This window comes from Castellaniella sp. (assembly GCF_049650445.1).
Lineage (GTDB): Bacteria > Pseudomonadota > Gammaproteobacteria > Burkholderiales > Burkholderiaceae_B > Castellaniella.
Window position 1 is genome coordinate 1 of the sequence record NZ_JBASAD010000012.1, and the last position, 15,069, is coordinate 15,069.

Here is a 15,069-nt window from a genome sequence, read left to right on the forward strand (position 1 = left end):
GCCAGGGCCTGCGCCACGCCAGCGCCCGCCAGACCGCCGCCCACCACCGCCACCCGGAGGCGGGCCGGATCGGGCAGCGCAGCGCCCAGGCCGGGACGCAGGACAGCCGTGGTGATCTCGCGCTTGCCGGCAATGCCCGGGGTCTTGTCGACCAGAAAACCGGCATCGCGCAGATCGCGCCGCACCTGCCCGGCCGAGCACCACGTGGCTACCGTGGCACCGGCCACCGCCAGACGCCGCAACTGGCCGAAGACGGCGGGCGACCACATGTCGGGATTGACCCGGGGCGCGAAACCGTCCAGGAAAAAGGCGTCAACACGGGCGTCCGCCTGGCGTGCCAGGCGGCGGATGTCGCCAAACAGCAAGGTCAGGGTGACACGGCCGCCTTGCAATTCCAGGCGATGGACGCCCGGCAGCAGCTCGGGCCAGCGATCCGCCAGTTCACGGGCCAGACTCTGGTGATCATCCGACAGCCGGCTCCAGGCCCGCCGCAGGTCGGCCACCGCAAAGGGATGCGCTTCGAATGCCAGATAATGCAGCCGGCTGCTGCGCTGTGCATCGTCCAGCCAGGCCCGCCAGGCCGCCAGAAAATTGTGCCCCAGGCCAAAGCCGGTCTCGGCGATCGTGAACGCCGCCCGCCCGCGCCAGCGATCGGGCAGGTCGCTGCCTCTCAGGAACACGTGCCACGCCTGCGGCAACGCCCCGGCTTCGCCGTGGTAGAAGTCCCCGTATTCCAGGCTGCGAGGCACGCCTCGCGCATCCTCGTGCCATACGGCAGCTTGCAAGATCTGATGGGAGTCCGACATGGTTCCGGTGTCACGTACAATGGGGTGAACCCGCCGCGCGGGCCGGCTGGCGGCCATGCGGGCGCATCACGGGAATCAGGCGCATGTCCAGTTCGCATTTCCTGTCGGCAGACTGCCTGGATGCCGCCGTCACGGCGGCGCATGCCGCAGCCGCCATTCTACAAACTCACGCCCTGCACCGCGCGGATCTCGTGGTCGACCACAAGATGCGCAACGACCTGGTCTCCCAGGCCGATCGCGAGGCCGAACAGGCCATCATCGACATCCTGCGCGACCGCACCCCCGACATCGGCATCATCGCCGAAGAATCCGGCGGCCAGCCCGGCGCCCAGGCGACCTGGTGCATCGACCCGCTGGACGGCACCACCAACTTCATCAGCGGCATTCCCCATTATGCCGTGTCCATCGCCTTGATCGGCCATGCGGGCTGCCGCATGAACAGCGGCAACCCGCTGCCCCAGGACACACCCCTGATCGGCGTGGTCTACGACCCCAACCGCGAAGAACTGTTCTCCTCGCTGCACGGCCTGGGCGCATGGCTCAACGGCCGCCGCATCCGATGCTCGGCCACATCGACGCTGGATCAGGCGGTGCTGGCCACGGGCTTCCCCTTCCGCGATTTCTCCTTCGAATCGCGCTACATGCCGACCCTGCACGCCGCCATCCACGCCACGCGTGGCATCCGGCGCCAGGGCTCGGCGGCCCTGGACTTGGCCTGGACGGCCTGCGGGCGCTACGATGGCTATTGGGAAATGGGCCTGGCGCCTTGGGATGTAGCCGCCGGCACGGCGCTGGTCCGCGCGGCAGGCGGGGTCTGCGAAGACATCCGCCACCAGGAGCCCTGGCCCGAGGGCGGCTACGTCTACGCCGCCAACCCGCATATCGCCACTGCGCTGGACGAGTTGATCAATCGACCCACATGACGCAAAAGCTCCTCGATACCCTGGGCGACTGGCTGCCCGACCTGACCGACATCCGCCGCGCCATCCACGCCTGGCCCGAACTCGCCTTCCAGGAAGTCCGCACGGCCGACACCGTGGCGCGCCTGCTGGAGTCCTGGGGCATCGAAACCCATCGCGGCCTGGGCGAAACCGGCGTGGTGGGCCGCATCGACGGGCGCGGCCCAGGCCGGTCCATCGGCCTGCGGGCCGACATGGACGCCTTGCCCATGCCGGAAACCAACACCTTCGCGCACGCCAGCCGCAACCCGGGGGTCATGCATGCCTGCGGCCACGACGGTCACACCACCATGCTGCTCGCCGCCGCCCGGTACCTGGCCGGACACCGCGACTTTGACGGCGTCGTGCATGTGATCTTCCAGCCCGCCGAAGAAGGCGGGGGCGGCGCGCGGCGCATGATCGAAGACGGTCTGTTCGAACAATTCCCCATGGACGCGGTGTTCGGCATGCACAACTGGCCCGGCCTGCCCGCCGGCACGTTCGGCCTGACCGACGGCCCCATCATGGCCTCCAGCAGCACCTTCAAGATCACGCTGCGGGGCAAGGGCGCCCACGCCGCCATGCCCCACCTGGGCGTGGACCCGGTGGTCGCCGCCGCCCAGTTGACCCTGGCCTTCCAGACCATCCTGACCCGCGATCTGGACCCGCTGGAATCCGGCGTCATCAGCGTGACCCAGATTCATACCGGATCGGCCGACAACGTCATCCCAGACCAGGCCGTGATGCGCGGCACGGTACGCACGCTGTCGCAAAACGCGCTGGACCTGATCGAGACCCGCATGCGAGACCTGGCCGGGCCGCTTGCCCAGGCGTTGCGCTGCGAGGCGGACTTCCACTTCCACCGCGAATACCCGGCCACCGTCAATCATCCCGAACAAGCCGCCCTCTGCGCCCAGGTTCTGACCGACCTGGTCGGCGCCGACCAGGTCGACGCCCAGGTGCAGCCCTCCATGGGGGCAGAGGACTTCGCCTTCATGCTGCAGGCCCGCCCCGGATGCTACGTCTGGATCGGCAACGGCACGGGCGATCACCGCACGGCGGGCCACGGCCTGGGCCCCTGCACCCTGCACAACGGCAGTTACGATTTCAACGACGCGATCATCCCATTGGGCGCCGCTTACTGGGTGCTGCTGGCCCGGCGCTTTCTCGAACCCGCCGCCTGATCGTTTCCGGGAAAAAAGAGACCGCGCACCGTCACGGGATCTTCACGCCGAACGGTTAAAATACGCGCTTTGCCGAAAGGCGCGCGCGTCGTCCCGGACGCCGCGCGCGACATCCACTTCGAGGCCTCCATGTCCACTACCCTGCCCTCATCCGATCGCCCGGTCACGCTGCGCGTCATGCCCATGCCGGCCGACGCCAACATCCATGGCGATGTGTTCGGGGGCTGGATCATGTCCCAGGTGGACATCGCCGGCTCCATCCCGGCCGCACGGCGCGCGGACGGGCGGGTGGCCACCGTCGCCGTCAACGCATTCTCCTTCAAACAGCCCGTGTTCGTCGGCGATCTGCTGAGCTTCTACACCGAAATCACCCATACGGGGCGAACTTCCATCACCGTCTCGGTCGAAGTCTACGCCGAGCGCCAGCGCCTGGAAGCCGAAGTCGTCAAGGTCACCGAGGCCACCCTCACCTACGTCGCCACCGACGAGGACCGCCACAGCCGCCCCTTGCCCCCGATCTGAGGAGCCTGCACCAATGGCCGATCAGCCCATCGTCAACGAAAACCCCATCCCGGTCGTCATTCCGCGCCGGCTGGACCCCGAGGATGCCCAACTCGCGCTGCAGGAACTGCAGTCCATCCTGAAACGCCAGGAGGTCGTGGACGCGCTTGCCCAGCGCCAGCACGAAGACGAGGACGAGGACGGCTCGAACCTGCTGGAAGGCATGCTGCAGCGCCAGCACGAGGACGAGATCCGCCAGATCGTCAACACGCTGCACCCGGCCGACATCGCCTTCATCCTGGAATCCCTGCCGGTGCAGCAGCGCCAGGCGGTCTGGCAACTGGTCAGCCAGGAACACGACGCCGACGTGCTCCTGGAAGTCGAGGACTGGGCCCGCGAATCGCTGATCGAGTCCATGGATCACGAGGACCTGATCGCGGCCACGGGCAACATGGACGCCGACGAGATCGCCGACCTCGCGCCCGACCTGCCCGCCGGCATCATCGCCGAAGTCCAGAAAGGCCTGACCGACGCCGAGCGCGCCCAGTTGATCGCGGCCATGGGCTACCCGGAGGACACCGTCGGCGCCATCATGGACTTCGACATGGTGCGGGTGCGCGAGGACGTGACCCTGGAGGTCGTGCTGCGCTACCTGCGCCGCCTGCATGAACTGCCCGACCACACCGACCAGATTTTCGTGGTGGACCGCGACGACCAGTTGCGCGGCACGCTGTCCTTGTCACGCCTGCTGCTGAGCGAACCCGAGACCCTGGTCAACGCGGTCATGGAGCCCGACGTCCTCAGCCTGAACCCGATGGACGCCGACACCGACGCCGCCAACGCCTTCGAGCGCTACGACCTGGTGTCGGCCCCGGTGGTGGACGAACAGGGCCGCCTGATCGGCCGCGTCACCATCGACGAGGTCGTGGACGTGCTGCAGGAAGACTCCCAGGAACAGGAGCTGTCACGCGCCGGTCTGCAGGAAGAAGACATCTTCGCCCCCGTCCAGGCCGCGCTGCGCAACCGCGCGCCCTGGCTGCTGGTCAATCTATGCACGGCGTCCATCGCGTCCTTCGTGGCCTCCCGCTTCGAGGACACGGTCAGCCACATCGTGATCCTGGCCTTCCTGATGTCCATCGTCGCCGGGATCGGCGGCAATTCCGGCAACCAGACGATGACGATGATCATCCGCGCCATGGCCACGGGCCGTGTGACCGGTGCCAACATCGCTCAACTGGTGAAGCGCGAACTCCAGGTGACCTTCCTGGTGGGCGCCTGCGGCAGCCTGGTGGCGGCCACTTTCGCCTGGATGATCTCGGATTCCTATGCGGTCGCCGGAGTGATGATGGCGGCCATGGTCGGCAATATGCTGATCGGCGCGGCGCTGGGGGTGATGATCCCCCTGCTGCGCGACCGCTTCGGCAAAGACCCCGCCGTGGGTTCGTCGGTGCTGCTGACCTTCGCCACGGACTCGCTGGGATTCTTTTTGTTTTTGGGGCTGGCGACGGTGTTCTTGCTGTAGTTTCTGGCTGCTGTCGCGCGGTGCTGCGGGTGCACGGCCCCTCCAGGACGCGCAGTTCACCCGGTTCCGGCTACGCCGGAACTGCCCAAGCTCCAGGTCGTCATCGGGGCGTTCGCCAAACTCGCAAGACACAGTAGGCAACGGGAATGTCTTGCAGTAACATCAGGTGTTACCTATAGTCAACCGAAGGCGAGACCCATGTCCAAGCACGCGACCGCCGCAAAAACCGTCTCCGTGAAGCTGGATAGCGAAATGCGTGACCGGATCAAGCACCTGGCAGACGCACGAAACCGGACAGCGCATTGGGTGATGCGTGAAGCCATTGCTCAATACGTTGTCCAGGAAGAAAAACGTGAGTCGTTCCGACAGGCCACGCTGGCCGCCTGGCGGGAATACCAGGACACGGGATTGCACGTCACCGGGGAAGAAGTGGATGCCTGGCTGGCAAGCTGGGGCACGGACAATGAACTGCCCGCTCCCGCATGCCACCCGTAAGATTCGCCCCTGGCGCACTTCAAGACCTACAACGCCTACGGGAGTTCTTACGCCCCAAAAGCCCGGGAGCAGCCCGCAGGGCGGGCCAGGCTATTCAGCAGGGCATCCGGGTTCCGAGTCAGCAATCCCGGATGGGCCGAACGATTGAAGATATGCCCGAGCATTTCCGGGAATGGCCAATCCACTTCGGCGATAGCGGCTATGTGGTGCGTTATCGCATCAGCCCAGACGGCAGCGTGACGATTTTAGCCATCTGGCACCAGCGAGAAGCTGCCACGCCCTCCCCCTGAGCGCCTCATCTCTCGTCAGGCGGCGCCCTGTGGCCACACCGGGCGCTGTTGGAGTCCGCCGGTCAGAGGCCTGCCAGCGGGGGTACAAGTGAGCCACTGCTTGAGCGGGACGCTTGTGGTCAGTCCGGAGGACTGACCACCCCGCGAGTTTGGCGAACGCCCCGATGGCTGGCCGGCGACCGGGCAGTTCCGGCTCAGCCGGAACCGGACGACCTGCGCCCGGGGGGGCATAGGGCGACGCCGAGGCCTCACAAAAGAACACCGCCGATCCTGGAGTGAACTCAACTAAACGCACCCTGCATACCAAACCTGCAAGAGTGCGTCAGCAACGCGTCCCAGGCAAGCAAAAGGCCGGAACACAGTCCGGCCCTTTCATCGTCCAAGAAAGCCTTACTTCAACTGCCCGTGACAGTGCTTGTACTTCTTCCCGCTGCCGCACGGGCAAGGATCGTTGCGCCCCACGCGAGGCACGGCACCAGCGGGCGTCTCCGCCTTCTGGCCTGCCGCACCCGCAGCCGTCTCATCCAGCCCCAGGTCCTCGCCACGCAGCGCCGCATCGTAGTCCGCGTGGTGATAGCGCACGTTTTCCAGTGCCGGGGAAGCCGGTTCCTCGACCTCCACCTGTTCGCGCGACTGGATGCGCACCGTCATCAGCACGCGGACCGTCTCGTTGCGGACACGATCCAGCATGTCGGAGAACAACGTGAACGCCTCGCGCTTGTAGGCCTGCTTCGGATCCTGCTGCGCGTAACCGCGCAGGTGAATGCCCTGACGCAGATGGTCCAGGGCCGCCAGGTGGGCGCGCCAGTTCGTGTCCAGCGACTGCAGCAGCACCGAGCGCTCGAAGGGCCGCCAGCCGTCCTCGCTGACCAGGGCGACCTTCTCGTCGTACAGCCGCTTGGCCTCGGCCAGCACCCGCTCCAGCAGATCGTCGTCCGTCAGATTGGGTTCCTTTTCCAGCATCTCGGCCAGCGGCAGCGCGATCGCCCAGTCGGAGTCCAGGGACGACTGCAGTCCCGGGATGTCCCACTGCTCTTCCATCGTCTCTTCGGGCACGTAGCGGCGGAACACCGACGTGATCTCCGCGTCGCGCAGATTGGCGATCGTGTCGGCCACCGACTCGACTTCCAGGACCTCGTTGCGCTGAGCGTAGAGCACCTTGCGCTGGTCGTTGGCCACGTCGTCGTATTCCAGCAATTGCTTGCGGATGTCGAAGTTGCGGCCTTCGACCTTGCGCTGCGCGGATTCGATCGAACGCGACACCATGCGGGCCTCGATCGGCTCGCCCTCGGGCAGGCGCAGGCGGTCCATGATGGCGCGCACCCGGTCACCGGCAAAAATCCGCATCAGCGAATCGTCCAGCGACAGATAGAAACGCGAGGAGCCCGGGTCGCCCTGGCGGCCGGCACGACCACGCAACTGGTTGTCGATGCGCCGCGATTCGTGGCGTTCCGTGCCGATGATGCGCAGGCCGCCGGCCTGCTTCACGGCCTCGTTGGCAGGCGCCCATTCGGCGCGGATGGCCGCAATGCGGGCGTCCTTGTCCTCGGGGGACAGGTCAGGATTGGCACGCACCAGATCGACCTGCTTCTCCACGCTGCCGCCCAGCACGATGTCCGTGCCTCGGCCAGCCATGTTGGTGGCAATGGTGATGTGGCCCGGCTTGCCGGCCTCGGCGACGATCTCGGCCTCGCGGGCGTGCTGTTTGGCGTTCAGCACTTCGTGGGGCAGACCGTCCTTTTTCAGGGCGTTGGACAGCAGTTCGGAATTTTCGATGCTGGTCGTGCCCACCAGCACCGGCTGGCCGCGCTTGTGGCAATCGACGATGTCGGCCAGGATGGCCTGGTATTTTTCTGCGTCGGTCTTGAAGACCTGGTCGTTCTGGTCCTGACGCGCCATCGGCCGGTTGGTCGGAATGATGACCGTTTCCAGGCCGTAGATTTCCTGGAATTCGTAGGCCTCGGTGTCGGCCGTCCCGGTCATGCCCGACAGCTTGTCGTACATGCGGAAATAATTCTGGAAGGTGATCGAGGCCAGCGTCTGGTTCTCGTTCTGAATCCGCACGCCTTCCTTGGCCTCGACGGCCTGATGCAGACCGTCGGACCAGCGGCGGCCCGCCATCAGACGGCCCGTGAATTCATCGACGATGACGACCTCGCCGTCCTGGACGACGTACTGCTGATCGCGGTGGAACAGATTGTGCGCCCGCAGAGCCACCAGCAGGTGGTGCATCAGCGAGATATGGCGCGGGTCGTACAGCGATTCGCCTTCGGGCAGGATGCCCTGGCTTGCCATGATCTGCTCGGCCTTGATCTGGCCGGCCTCGGACAGATGCACCTGCTGGGCCTTTTCGTCCACCCAGAAGTCGCCTTCGGGTTCAGGCTCGTGGGGCTTGGGTTCTTCCGTCATGCGCGTGAGCAGCGGCGGCACCGAATTCATGCGGATGTAGAGTTCGGTGTTGTCCTCGGCCTGACCGGAAATGATCAGCGGCGTGCGCGCCTCGTCGATCAGGATCGAGTCCACTTCGTCGACGATGGCGTAGGCCAGACTGCGCTGACGGCGGTCTTCCGGGCGGAATTCCATGTTGTCGCGCAAATAGTCGAAGCCGTATTCGTTGTTCGTGCCGTAAGTGATGTCGGCCTGGTAGGCGGCGCGTTTTTCTTCGTTTTCCTGCTGCGGCACCACCACACCGACCGTCATGCCCAGGAAACCGTAGAGCCGGCCCATCCATTCGGCATCCCGGCGGGCCAGGTAGTCGTTGACCGTCACGACGTGAACCCCGCGACCCTCCAGGGCGTTCAGGTAGACCGCCAGCGTCGCCATCAGGGTCTTGCCTTCGCCGGTACGCATTTCGGCGATCTTGCCGTTGTGCAGGGCAATCGCGCCCAGCATCTGGACGTCGAAGTGGCGCATGCCGAACACCCGCCGGCTGGCCTCGCGCACCACGGCAAAGGCCTCGGGCAGCAGAGAGTTCACGGATTTTCCATCCGCGATCCGCTGACGGAATTCATCCGTCTTGGCCTGCAGCGCATCGTCGGACAGGGCCTGCATGGAAGGTTCGAACGCATTGATCTGCGCGACCTGCTTGCGATACTGCTTCAACAACCGGTCATTGCGGCTGCCGAGAATTTTTTTGAGCAGAGAAACCATATCGTGTCGTCGCTGCGGGTCCGAACGGAAATCGGACACCGGGAAATTGTGAGATGCGGCCACCAGAATGGTGACCGCAGGTAAACGCTGCAGTTTAACGCAGCACGGACACCCCCGCATCGGCGGAAGGCTCTGCGGCAAACCCGGCCTGCGCAACCTGATCCGCCCCCTGCGCCAGGCGCGAACGGGCGTCATCCTGGATGAACAGGGTCGGGTCCAGGGGATAGTCCGCCATCCGCACCTCGAAATGCAGATGCGAGCCGGTGGACCGGCCGGTGCTGCCTACCCGCGCGATCAACTGGCCCTGGCGGACGATGTCGCCCGTCTTCACCAGCACGCTGGAAGCATGCGCGTAGCGGGTACGCAGGCCGTTGCCATGGTCGATCTCCACCATCCGGCCGTAGCCGTGCCAACTGCCCGCCCGTGTCACCAGCCCCCCGGAGGCCGCCCGGATCGGTGAGCCGCGCGGTGCGACGAAATCCAGGCCCTCGTGCATGGTGTGACGGCCGCTGACCGGATTGCGGCGCCAGCCGAACGAAGAACTGAGCGCGGGATAATCGACCGGCGACAGGGTCGGCAGGCTGGCCTGGAAACCCGCCTGGCGGGACAAGGCCGCGTCCACCAGGGTATAGGCGTCCTCCTGGGTTTCCAGACGTCGCCCCAGCGCATCGATGTGCCGCCCCAGCAGTTCCGCCGAGCCGATCGTGGGCGCCGGCAGCGACTGGGCGGGTATGTCGTCCATCACCTGGGCATCGCTCGTGTCGGCCGACAGGGCGGTCAGCCCTTCGGCAGACGCTGCGGGCGGAATGGTGGAAGTGATGGAGGCGATGGAAGTGGCTGCTGCAGACGGGGCGGCGGCAGCGCGGGGGGCGAGCTCCGGCGCCGTGTAGTTCAGGCCGGCCGCCTGAGCGACACGCGTACGCACGGATTCCATGGCCAATACACGGCCCTGCAATTCGCCCAGCTTGCCTGCCAGGCCCGCGATACTGCCTTGCAGCGTCGCCGAATCCTGCCGCAGGCGGGAATCGATCGCCTCGCGCTGGCCGGGGTCCATGGCCGGCGTACGCCATGCCTGCCATTGGGCGCCCCCCCAGGCTGCCAATGTCAGGGCGCACACCCCGCCCAACCCTCGCAGAAGCCGCGCGTTAGAATGCAGCCAGAGCGCTGCGCGAGCAGTTTGTTTCGATTTCTTCACTCAAAATTCCTTATGTCCATGGCGATGCCGCCCCGGCGGAACCGATCATCCGGCACCCCGGCCCTGGAATGGCTGGATCGCAATCCCCAGGGCGCGCACATGATGCGTGCGGTGCGCGAACTGCTGGCCGTGCAGGCCGTGGTGGCAGGCACCTTGCCGCCCGCCCTGGCACGCCACATTCGCGTCGCCAGCATGGATGGACAGCACATCACCGTGATGGTTCCCGGCCCCGCGCACGCCGCCCGGCTGCGCCAACTGACCGAAGCCGCCGCCCGCAGGGTCCGGGAGGCGGGCTGGCCCGTCGAACGGATTGTCGTCCGGATCGACGCCGCCATGGGCAAGACCTGGACACAAAAGCCTCGGCGGGAAGCCGAACCCCTGGGGGAAAACGCCCTGCAATCCTTCGAGGATCTGGGGCGCCAGGTGGCACCCGGCCCGCTGGCCGACGCCATCGGCCGGCTGCTGCGCCACCATCGTTCGTAGAAAAGAGAGTGTCAGGCGAGTTGCCAGTCGCGGGTGAAAGCGGCGGGTGCGGTGTCGCGCGATTCGTAGCTGACCAGTTCCCAGCAATCCTGCCGGGCCAGCAGGGCGCGCACCAGTTGGTTGTTCAGGGCATGACCGGACTTGCAGGCAACGTACCGCGCCACCAGCGGCTTGCCGGCCAGATACAGATCCCCGATGGCGTCGAGGATCTTGTGCTTCACGAATTCGTCGTCGTAGCGCAGCCCGTCGGCGTTCAGGACGCGGTATTCATCCATGACGATCGCGTTGTCCAGGCTGCCGCCGCGCGCCAGGCCCATGGAACGCAGAGCCTCGACTTCGCTGGCGAAACCGAAGGTGCGCGCGCGAGCGATGGTCTTGACGTAGGAGTCCTTGGCGAAATCGATTTCGGCCGCATTGGCCGTGGAATCGATGGCGGGATGCCGGAAATCGATCGAGAAGGACAGGGCGAAGCCGTCGTGCGGCTCCAGCCGTGCCCATTTGGCGGCAGGGCCTTCGCCCTCGCGGACTTCGACGGGCTTGAGTACCCGCAGGAAACGCTTCGGCGCGTTCTGCTCCAGCAAGCCGGCGCTGCGCAGCAGGTAGACGAACGTGCCCGCGCTGCCGTCCATGATGGGGACTTCTTCGGCGTCCAGGTCGACGTGCAGATTGTCCACGCCCAACCCGGCCAGGGCCGACATCAGGTGTTCGACGGTGGAGACGCGCACCGAACCCTGCTGCAGGACCGAAGCCATGCGGGTGTCGCCCACGGCGTCGGCGCGCGCAGGCAGGTCTACGATTTCAGGCAGATCCACGCGGTGGAACACGATGCCGGTATTGGGCTCGGCCGGGCGCAGCGTGATTTCCACGCGGCGGCCGGAATGCAGGCCCACTCCGGTGGTGGACACAGCCTGTTTGATGGTGCGCTGCAAGAGCATGTGAGTCTTTGTCAAAGAAAAAAAACGGCACGGCGAGACGCGCCCCACGTTGCCTGACTGCTTGCATTGTAATCAATATCCGGGTTTTCCACGATAGTTGAATGCAACACGGACAGATGCATGTGCAAGGAAATCCCCGGGATGACCGGAGCCTCTCTGAATGAGTCGAGCATTCTGCGACGTCCCAAAAAACCAAAGCGAAGGCGCGCCTTCCCCCAGGGGCAGGGGAAGACGCGCCAGGCGCCGCGAACTGCTGTACGACAGCCGCGATGTGAGGTTGCGCGAAACGGGCCGGGTCAGTCGGCCTGCTTGCGCAGGAAGGCCGGAATGTCGAAGTGATCCATACCGGCCGTCTCCAGGGCCCGGACCTGGGCCGAGGCGTGGCTGCGCGGATTGCGGATCACCGACGGCACGTCCGTACCGGAGAAGTCATGGCCGACACCCACCGGCATATTGTCCGTGCCGGTGCGCTGGGCCTCGACATTGGTCGACACCAGTTGCGGACGCGACGACGTGGCGCCCAGGCCGGTGGCAACCACGGTGACGCGCAGGTTCTCGCCCATGGATTCGTCGTAGGCCGTGCCGAAGATCACGGTGGCATCGGCCGAGGCGTAGCTGCCGATGGTGTCCATGATCTCGCGGGTCTCGCGCATCTTCAGCGTCCGGCTGGCAGTGATGTTGACCAGGACGCCGCGTGCACCGTGCAGATCCACGCCTTCCAGCAGCGGGCAGGCGATCGCCTGTTCGGCGGCGATGCGGGCGCGGTCAGCGCCGGAAGCCACGGACGTGCCCATCATGGCCTGGCCCGGCTCGCCCATGATGGTCTTCACGTCCTCAAAGTCGACGTTGACGTTGCCCTCGACGTTGATGATCTCGGCAATCCCGGCGCAGGCGTTGTGCAGCACGTCGTCGGCGGCGCGGAAGCAGTCGTCCTGCGTGGCATCCTCGTCCATCAACTCATACAGGTTTTCGTTCAGCACGACCACCAGGGAATGCACGTGTCGCGACAGTTCGCGGATGCCTTCCTCGGCCATGCGCATGCGCTTGGCGCCCTCGAAAACGAAGGGCTTGGTGACCACGCCGACCGTCAGGATGCCCAGTTCCTTGGCGACCTCGGCCACCACGGGGCCGGCCCCCGTCCCGGTGCCCCCGCCCATGCCGGCGGTGATGAACACCATGTGGGCGCCGTTCAGCGCCGCGCGGATTTCTTCACGGGCGGTCTCGGCGGCGGCACGGCCCTGTTCGGGTTTGGCGCCAGCGCCCAGGCCGGTACGACCCAGACGGATCTGGACCGGCGCCTCGCTGGTCAGAAGCGCCTGGGAATCGGTATTCGCGCAGACGAAATCCACACCCTGCACGCCCGAACGGATCATGTGGGCCACCGCGTTGCCGCCTGCCCCGCCGACGCCCACGACCTTGATCATGGTGCCGTTTCTGCTGGTATCCAGCATTTCAAAATTCATCATGGTTGACTCCCTCACATATACGGAAAACGAACAACTTCCCCTGAAAAGCTCACGGCTGCGGCAGCTTTGACGCCGCCTCAGTTCATGAACCATTCCTTCATGCGCGCCAGAATGGACTTGACCGTTCCCTTCTGTTGCGCCACCTTGCGACCGCGGGCGCGCTGGACGCGTGCCTCGGTCAGCAAGCCCATTACCGTCGAGAAGCGCGGATTGCGCATCACGTCGGCCAAACTGCCCTCGTACATGGGCACGGCGACGCGAACCGGCTTGAGGAACACGTCCTCGGCCAGTTCCACCATGCCCGGCATGAGCGCCGTCCCGCCGGTCAGCACGACCCCGGACGACAGCAATTCCTCATAGCCGGATTCGCGCACCACCTGCTGCACGAATCCGAACAATTCCTCCATGCGCGGCTCGATCACCGCTCCCAGGGCCTGGCGCTTGACGCTGCGGTTGGGGCGATCCCCCAGGCCCGGCACTTCGATCATTTCCTCGGCATCGACCAGCGTCTGCTTGGCCACGCCGTGACGCAACTTGATTTCCTCGGCGTCCGGCGTCGGCGTGCGCAGCATGGCGGCGATGTCGCTGGTGACCTGATCGCCCGCGATCGGGATCACCGAGGTATGACGGATCGCACCGCCGGTGTAGATGGCGATGTCGGTGGTGCCCCCGCCGATGTCCACCAGCACCACGCCCAACTCCTTCTCGTCGGCCGTCAGGCACGACAGGCTGGAGGCGAGCGGCTGCAGGATCAGATCCTGGACTTCCAGGCCGCAGCGGCGCACGCACTTGACGATGTTCTGGGCCGCGCTGACCGCACCCGTGACGATGTGCACGCGCACTTCCAGGCGCATGCCGCTCATGCCGATCGGCTCGCGGATGTCCTCCTGCGCGTCGACGATGAATTCCTGCGTCAGCACGTGCAGCACCTGCTGATCGGTCGGGATGTTGACCGCCTTGGCCGTCTCGATCACGCGCGCCACGTCGGTGGCGGTGACCTCCTTGTCCTTGACCGCCACCATGCCGCTGGAATTGAAGCTGGTGATGTGGCTGCCCGCGATGCCGGTATAGACCTCGCGGATCTTGCAGTCGGCCATCAGCTCGGCTTCCTCCAGCGCGCGCTGGATGGAGTTCACGGTGGACTCGATGTTGACCACCACGCCTTTGCGCATGCCTTCGGATTCGTGCTGTCCCAGGCCCAGCACCTCGAACCCGCCGTCGGGCAGGATTTCGGCAACGACGGCGGCCACCTTGCTGGTGCCGATATCGAGTGCAACGATCAGGTCTTTGATGTCACGGGTCATGGTCTGGTCGATCGGGAAGATGCAGAAGTTTCGGGGGACAGCGTGATGGCGAATCCGTTCGGATAGCGCAGATCGGCGCTGGCGATCATGCGACCGCCCAGGCGGCGGGTCAGTTCCGGCCAGGCCTGGACGAAGCGTTCAATGCGGGCGGCAAAGGGCAGCGCACCGGAGCGCCCATGGGGGTCGGCCACGTCGGCGGCCGGATCACGGCCCAGCGCCAGGCGCACGTCATCGGACAGGGTGACCTCCCAGGCGTAGCGGGGCGTCAGCGTGGCTTCGCGCACGCTCAGGCCCAGCGGCGCAAACCAGCGCGCGATCTCGGCGTAGCGCTGCACCACCAGCCGCTCGGAATTCACCGGGCCGTTCAACTGGGGCAGATCCAGGTCATCGGGCAGTTCGCCCTGGTTGGCCGTGAAGGCTTCGCCCCAGGTGTTGATCATCTGGTTCTCGTTCCAGTAGGCCAGCGGCTGCTGCTCCTCGATGCTCACCTGCAGCGTCGCCGGCCACACCCGCCGGACGATGGCGTGGCGCACCCAGGGCGCGGATTCGATGCGCTGCCGCGCCGCATCCAGGTCCATCAGAAAGAAATTGCCCCGCACCTGGCCCGCCAGCGCGGTCTGCAGGTTCAGCGGCGTGACGTATTGCAGGGTCGAGCCGCCCGCCGGGGCCAGCTCGATATGGGAAATCGCGAAATAAGGCCGCCGGATGGTCCAGACCAGGGCCCCGACCACGATCGCCAACACCGCCAGCAAAGCCAGCAGGTTGGCAATCAGATTGGTCAGTCGGGCTTCGGCGAACAC

14 protein-coding genes are annotated in these 15,069 nt (G+C 65.9%); 7 read left to right on the forward strand and 7 right to left on the reverse strand.

The genetic code is table 11. The annotated features are described in order from the left end of the window. Positions 1-806 (reverse strand): tRNA (5-methylaminomethyl-2-thiouridine)(34)-methyltransferase MnmD (mnmD, locus tag WA983_RS03510; RefSeq protein WP_424311606.1); only part of this gene is annotated, 806 nt, incomplete at its 3' end. A gap of 83 nt (positions 807-889) precedes the next feature. Between mnmD and WA983_RS03515 the strand changes: the two genes are divergently transcribed. The 6 genes from WA983_RS03515 to WA983_RS03540 all read left to right on the forward strand — a co-directional run bounded on the left by WA983_RS03515 (position 890) and on the right by WA983_RS03540 (position 5,736). After that, on the forward strand, positions 890-1,729 hold the full coding sequence (locus WA983_RS03515; RefSeq protein WP_424251127.1) for an inositol monophosphatase family protein: 840 nt from the start codon (positions 890-892) through the stop codon (positions 1,727-1,729). Next, positions 1,726-2,928: a M20 aminoacylase family protein gene (locus tag WA983_RS03520; protein WP_424251128.1), complete on the forward strand. Its 1,203-nt coding sequence runs from the start codon at positions 1,726-1,728 to the stop codon at positions 2,926-2,928. The genes WA983_RS03515 and WA983_RS03520 overlap by 4 nt, the downstream gene beginning before the upstream one ends. A gap of 129 nt (positions 2,929-3,057) precedes the next feature. After that, positions 3,058-3,450: an acyl-CoA thioesterase gene (locus WA983_RS03525; protein ID WP_424251135.1), complete on the forward strand. Its 393-nt coding sequence runs from the start codon at positions 3,058-3,060 to the stop codon at positions 3,448-3,450. A 13-nt stretch (positions 3,451-3,463) separates the two neighbouring features. Beyond that, positions 3,464-4,951: a magnesium transporter gene (gene mgtE, locus WA983_RS03530; protein WP_424251130.1), complete on the forward strand. Its 1,488-nt coding sequence runs from the start codon at positions 3,464-3,466 to the stop codon at positions 4,949-4,951. A 198-nt stretch (positions 4,952-5,149) separates the two neighbouring features. Further along, positions 5,150-5,446, forward strand: a complete 297-nt coding sequence (locus WA983_RS03535; RefSeq protein ID WP_424251132.1) for a CopG family ribbon-helix-helix protein — start codon at positions 5,150-5,152, stop codon at positions 5,444-5,446. Next, entirely contained in the window at positions 5,434-5,736 is a 303-nt protein-coding gene (locus tag WA983_RS03540) for a type II toxin-antitoxin system RelE/ParE family toxin (protein ID WP_424251133.1), read from the forward strand. Before WA983_RS03535 ends, WA983_RS03540 begins: the two co-directional genes overlap by 13 nt. Before the next feature lie 390 nt (positions 5,737-6,126). On the opposite strand, the gene secA is transcribed toward WA983_RS03540, so the two are convergent. Together secA and WA983_RS03550 are read right to left on the reverse strand one after the other, a co-directional pair. Further along, positions 6,127-8,886 (reverse strand): preprotein translocase subunit SecA, encoded by a 2,760-nt coding sequence (gene secA / locus WA983_RS03545; protein WP_424311607.1) that lies wholly within the window; start codon positions 8,884-8,886, stop codon positions 6,127-6,129. Between the two features lie 94 nt (positions 8,887-8,980). Further along, positions 8,981-10,003, reverse strand: a complete 1,023-nt coding sequence (locus tag WA983_RS03550) for a M23 family metallopeptidase (protein WP_424249321.1) — start codon at positions 10,001-10,003, stop codon at positions 8,981-8,983. Between the two features lie 96 nt (positions 10,004-10,099). Between WA983_RS03550 and WA983_RS03555 the strand changes: the two genes are divergently transcribed. Then, on the forward strand, positions 10,100-10,564 hold the full coding sequence (locus tag WA983_RS03555) for a DciA family protein (RefSeq protein ID WP_424249323.1): 465 nt from the start codon (positions 10,100-10,102) through the stop codon (positions 10,562-10,564). A gap of 11 nt (positions 10,565-10,575) precedes the next feature. On the opposite strand, the gene lpxC is transcribed toward WA983_RS03555, so the two are convergent. The 4 genes from lpxC to WA983_RS03575 form a co-directional block, all read right to left on the reverse strand. Next, positions 10,576-11,499, reverse strand: coding sequence for a UDP-3-O-acyl-N-acetylglucosamine deacetylase (gene lpxC / locus WA983_RS03560; protein ID WP_424249325.1), 924 nt, complete (start codon positions 11,497-11,499; stop codon positions 10,576-10,578). Positions 11,500-11,795: 296 nt separating this feature from the next. After that, a complete protein-coding gene (ftsZ, locus tag WA983_RS03565; RefSeq protein ID WP_424249327.1) occupies positions 11,796-12,965 on the reverse strand; it encodes a cell division protein FtsZ in 1,170 nt (389 codons plus the stop codon). Between the two features lie 77 nt (positions 12,966-13,042). After that, the gene (gene ftsA / locus WA983_RS03570; RefSeq protein WP_424249329.1) at positions 13,043-14,269 is read right to left on the reverse strand and encodes a cell division protein FtsA; all 1,227 of its coding nucleotides are present in this window, start codon (positions 14,267-14,269) and stop codon (positions 13,043-13,045) included. Beyond that, on the reverse strand, positions 14,266-15,069 hold the full coding sequence (locus tag WA983_RS03575) for a cell division protein FtsQ/DivIB (RefSeq protein ID WP_424249331.1): 804 nt from the start codon (positions 15,067-15,069) through the stop codon (positions 14,266-14,268). Before WA983_RS03575 ends, ftsA begins: the two co-directional genes overlap by 4 nt.

Bases quoted from the DNA above. Each gene is read 5' to 3' on its own strand.
- WA983_RS03515 (WP_424251127.1), top strand. From the start codon at position 890: ATGTCCAGTTCGCATTTCCTGTCGGCAGACTGCCTGGATGCCGCCGTC.
- WA983_RS03520 (WP_424251128.1), top strand. From the start codon at position 1,726: ATGACGCAAAAGCTCCTCGATACCCTGGGCGACTGGCTGCCCGACCTG.
- WA983_RS03525 (WP_424251135.1), top strand. From the start codon at position 3,058: ATGTCCACTACCCTGCCCTCATCCGATCGCCCGGTCACGCTGCGCGTC.
- mgtE (WP_424251130.1), top strand. From the start codon at position 3,464: ATGGCCGATCAGCCCATCGTCAACGAAAACCCCATCCCGGTCGTCATT.
- WA983_RS03535 (WP_424251132.1), top strand. From the start codon at position 5,150: ATGTCCAAGCACGCGACCGCCGCAAAAACCGTCTCCGTGAAGCTGGAT.
- WA983_RS03540 (WP_424251133.1), top strand. From the start codon at position 5,434: ATGCCACCCGTAAGATTCGCCCCTGGCGCACTTCAAGACCTACAACGC.
- secA (WP_424311607.1), bottom strand. From the start codon at position 8,886: ATGGTTTCTCTGCTCAAAAAAATTCTCGGCAGCCGCAATGACCGGTTG.
- WA983_RS03555 (WP_424249323.1), top strand. From the start codon at position 10,100: ATGGCGATGCCGCCCCGGCGGAACCGATCATCCGGCACCCCGGCCCTG.
- lpxC (WP_424249325.1), bottom strand. From the start codon at position 11,499: ATGCTCTTGCAGCGCACCATCAAACAGGCTGTGTCCACCACCGGAGTG.
- ftsZ (WP_424249327.1), bottom strand. From the start codon at position 12,965: ATGATGAATTTTGAAATGCTGGATACCAGCAGAAACGGCACCATGATC.
- ftsA (WP_424249329.1), bottom strand. From the start codon at position 14,269: ATGACCCGTGACATCAAAGACCTGATCGTTGCACTCGATATCGGCACC.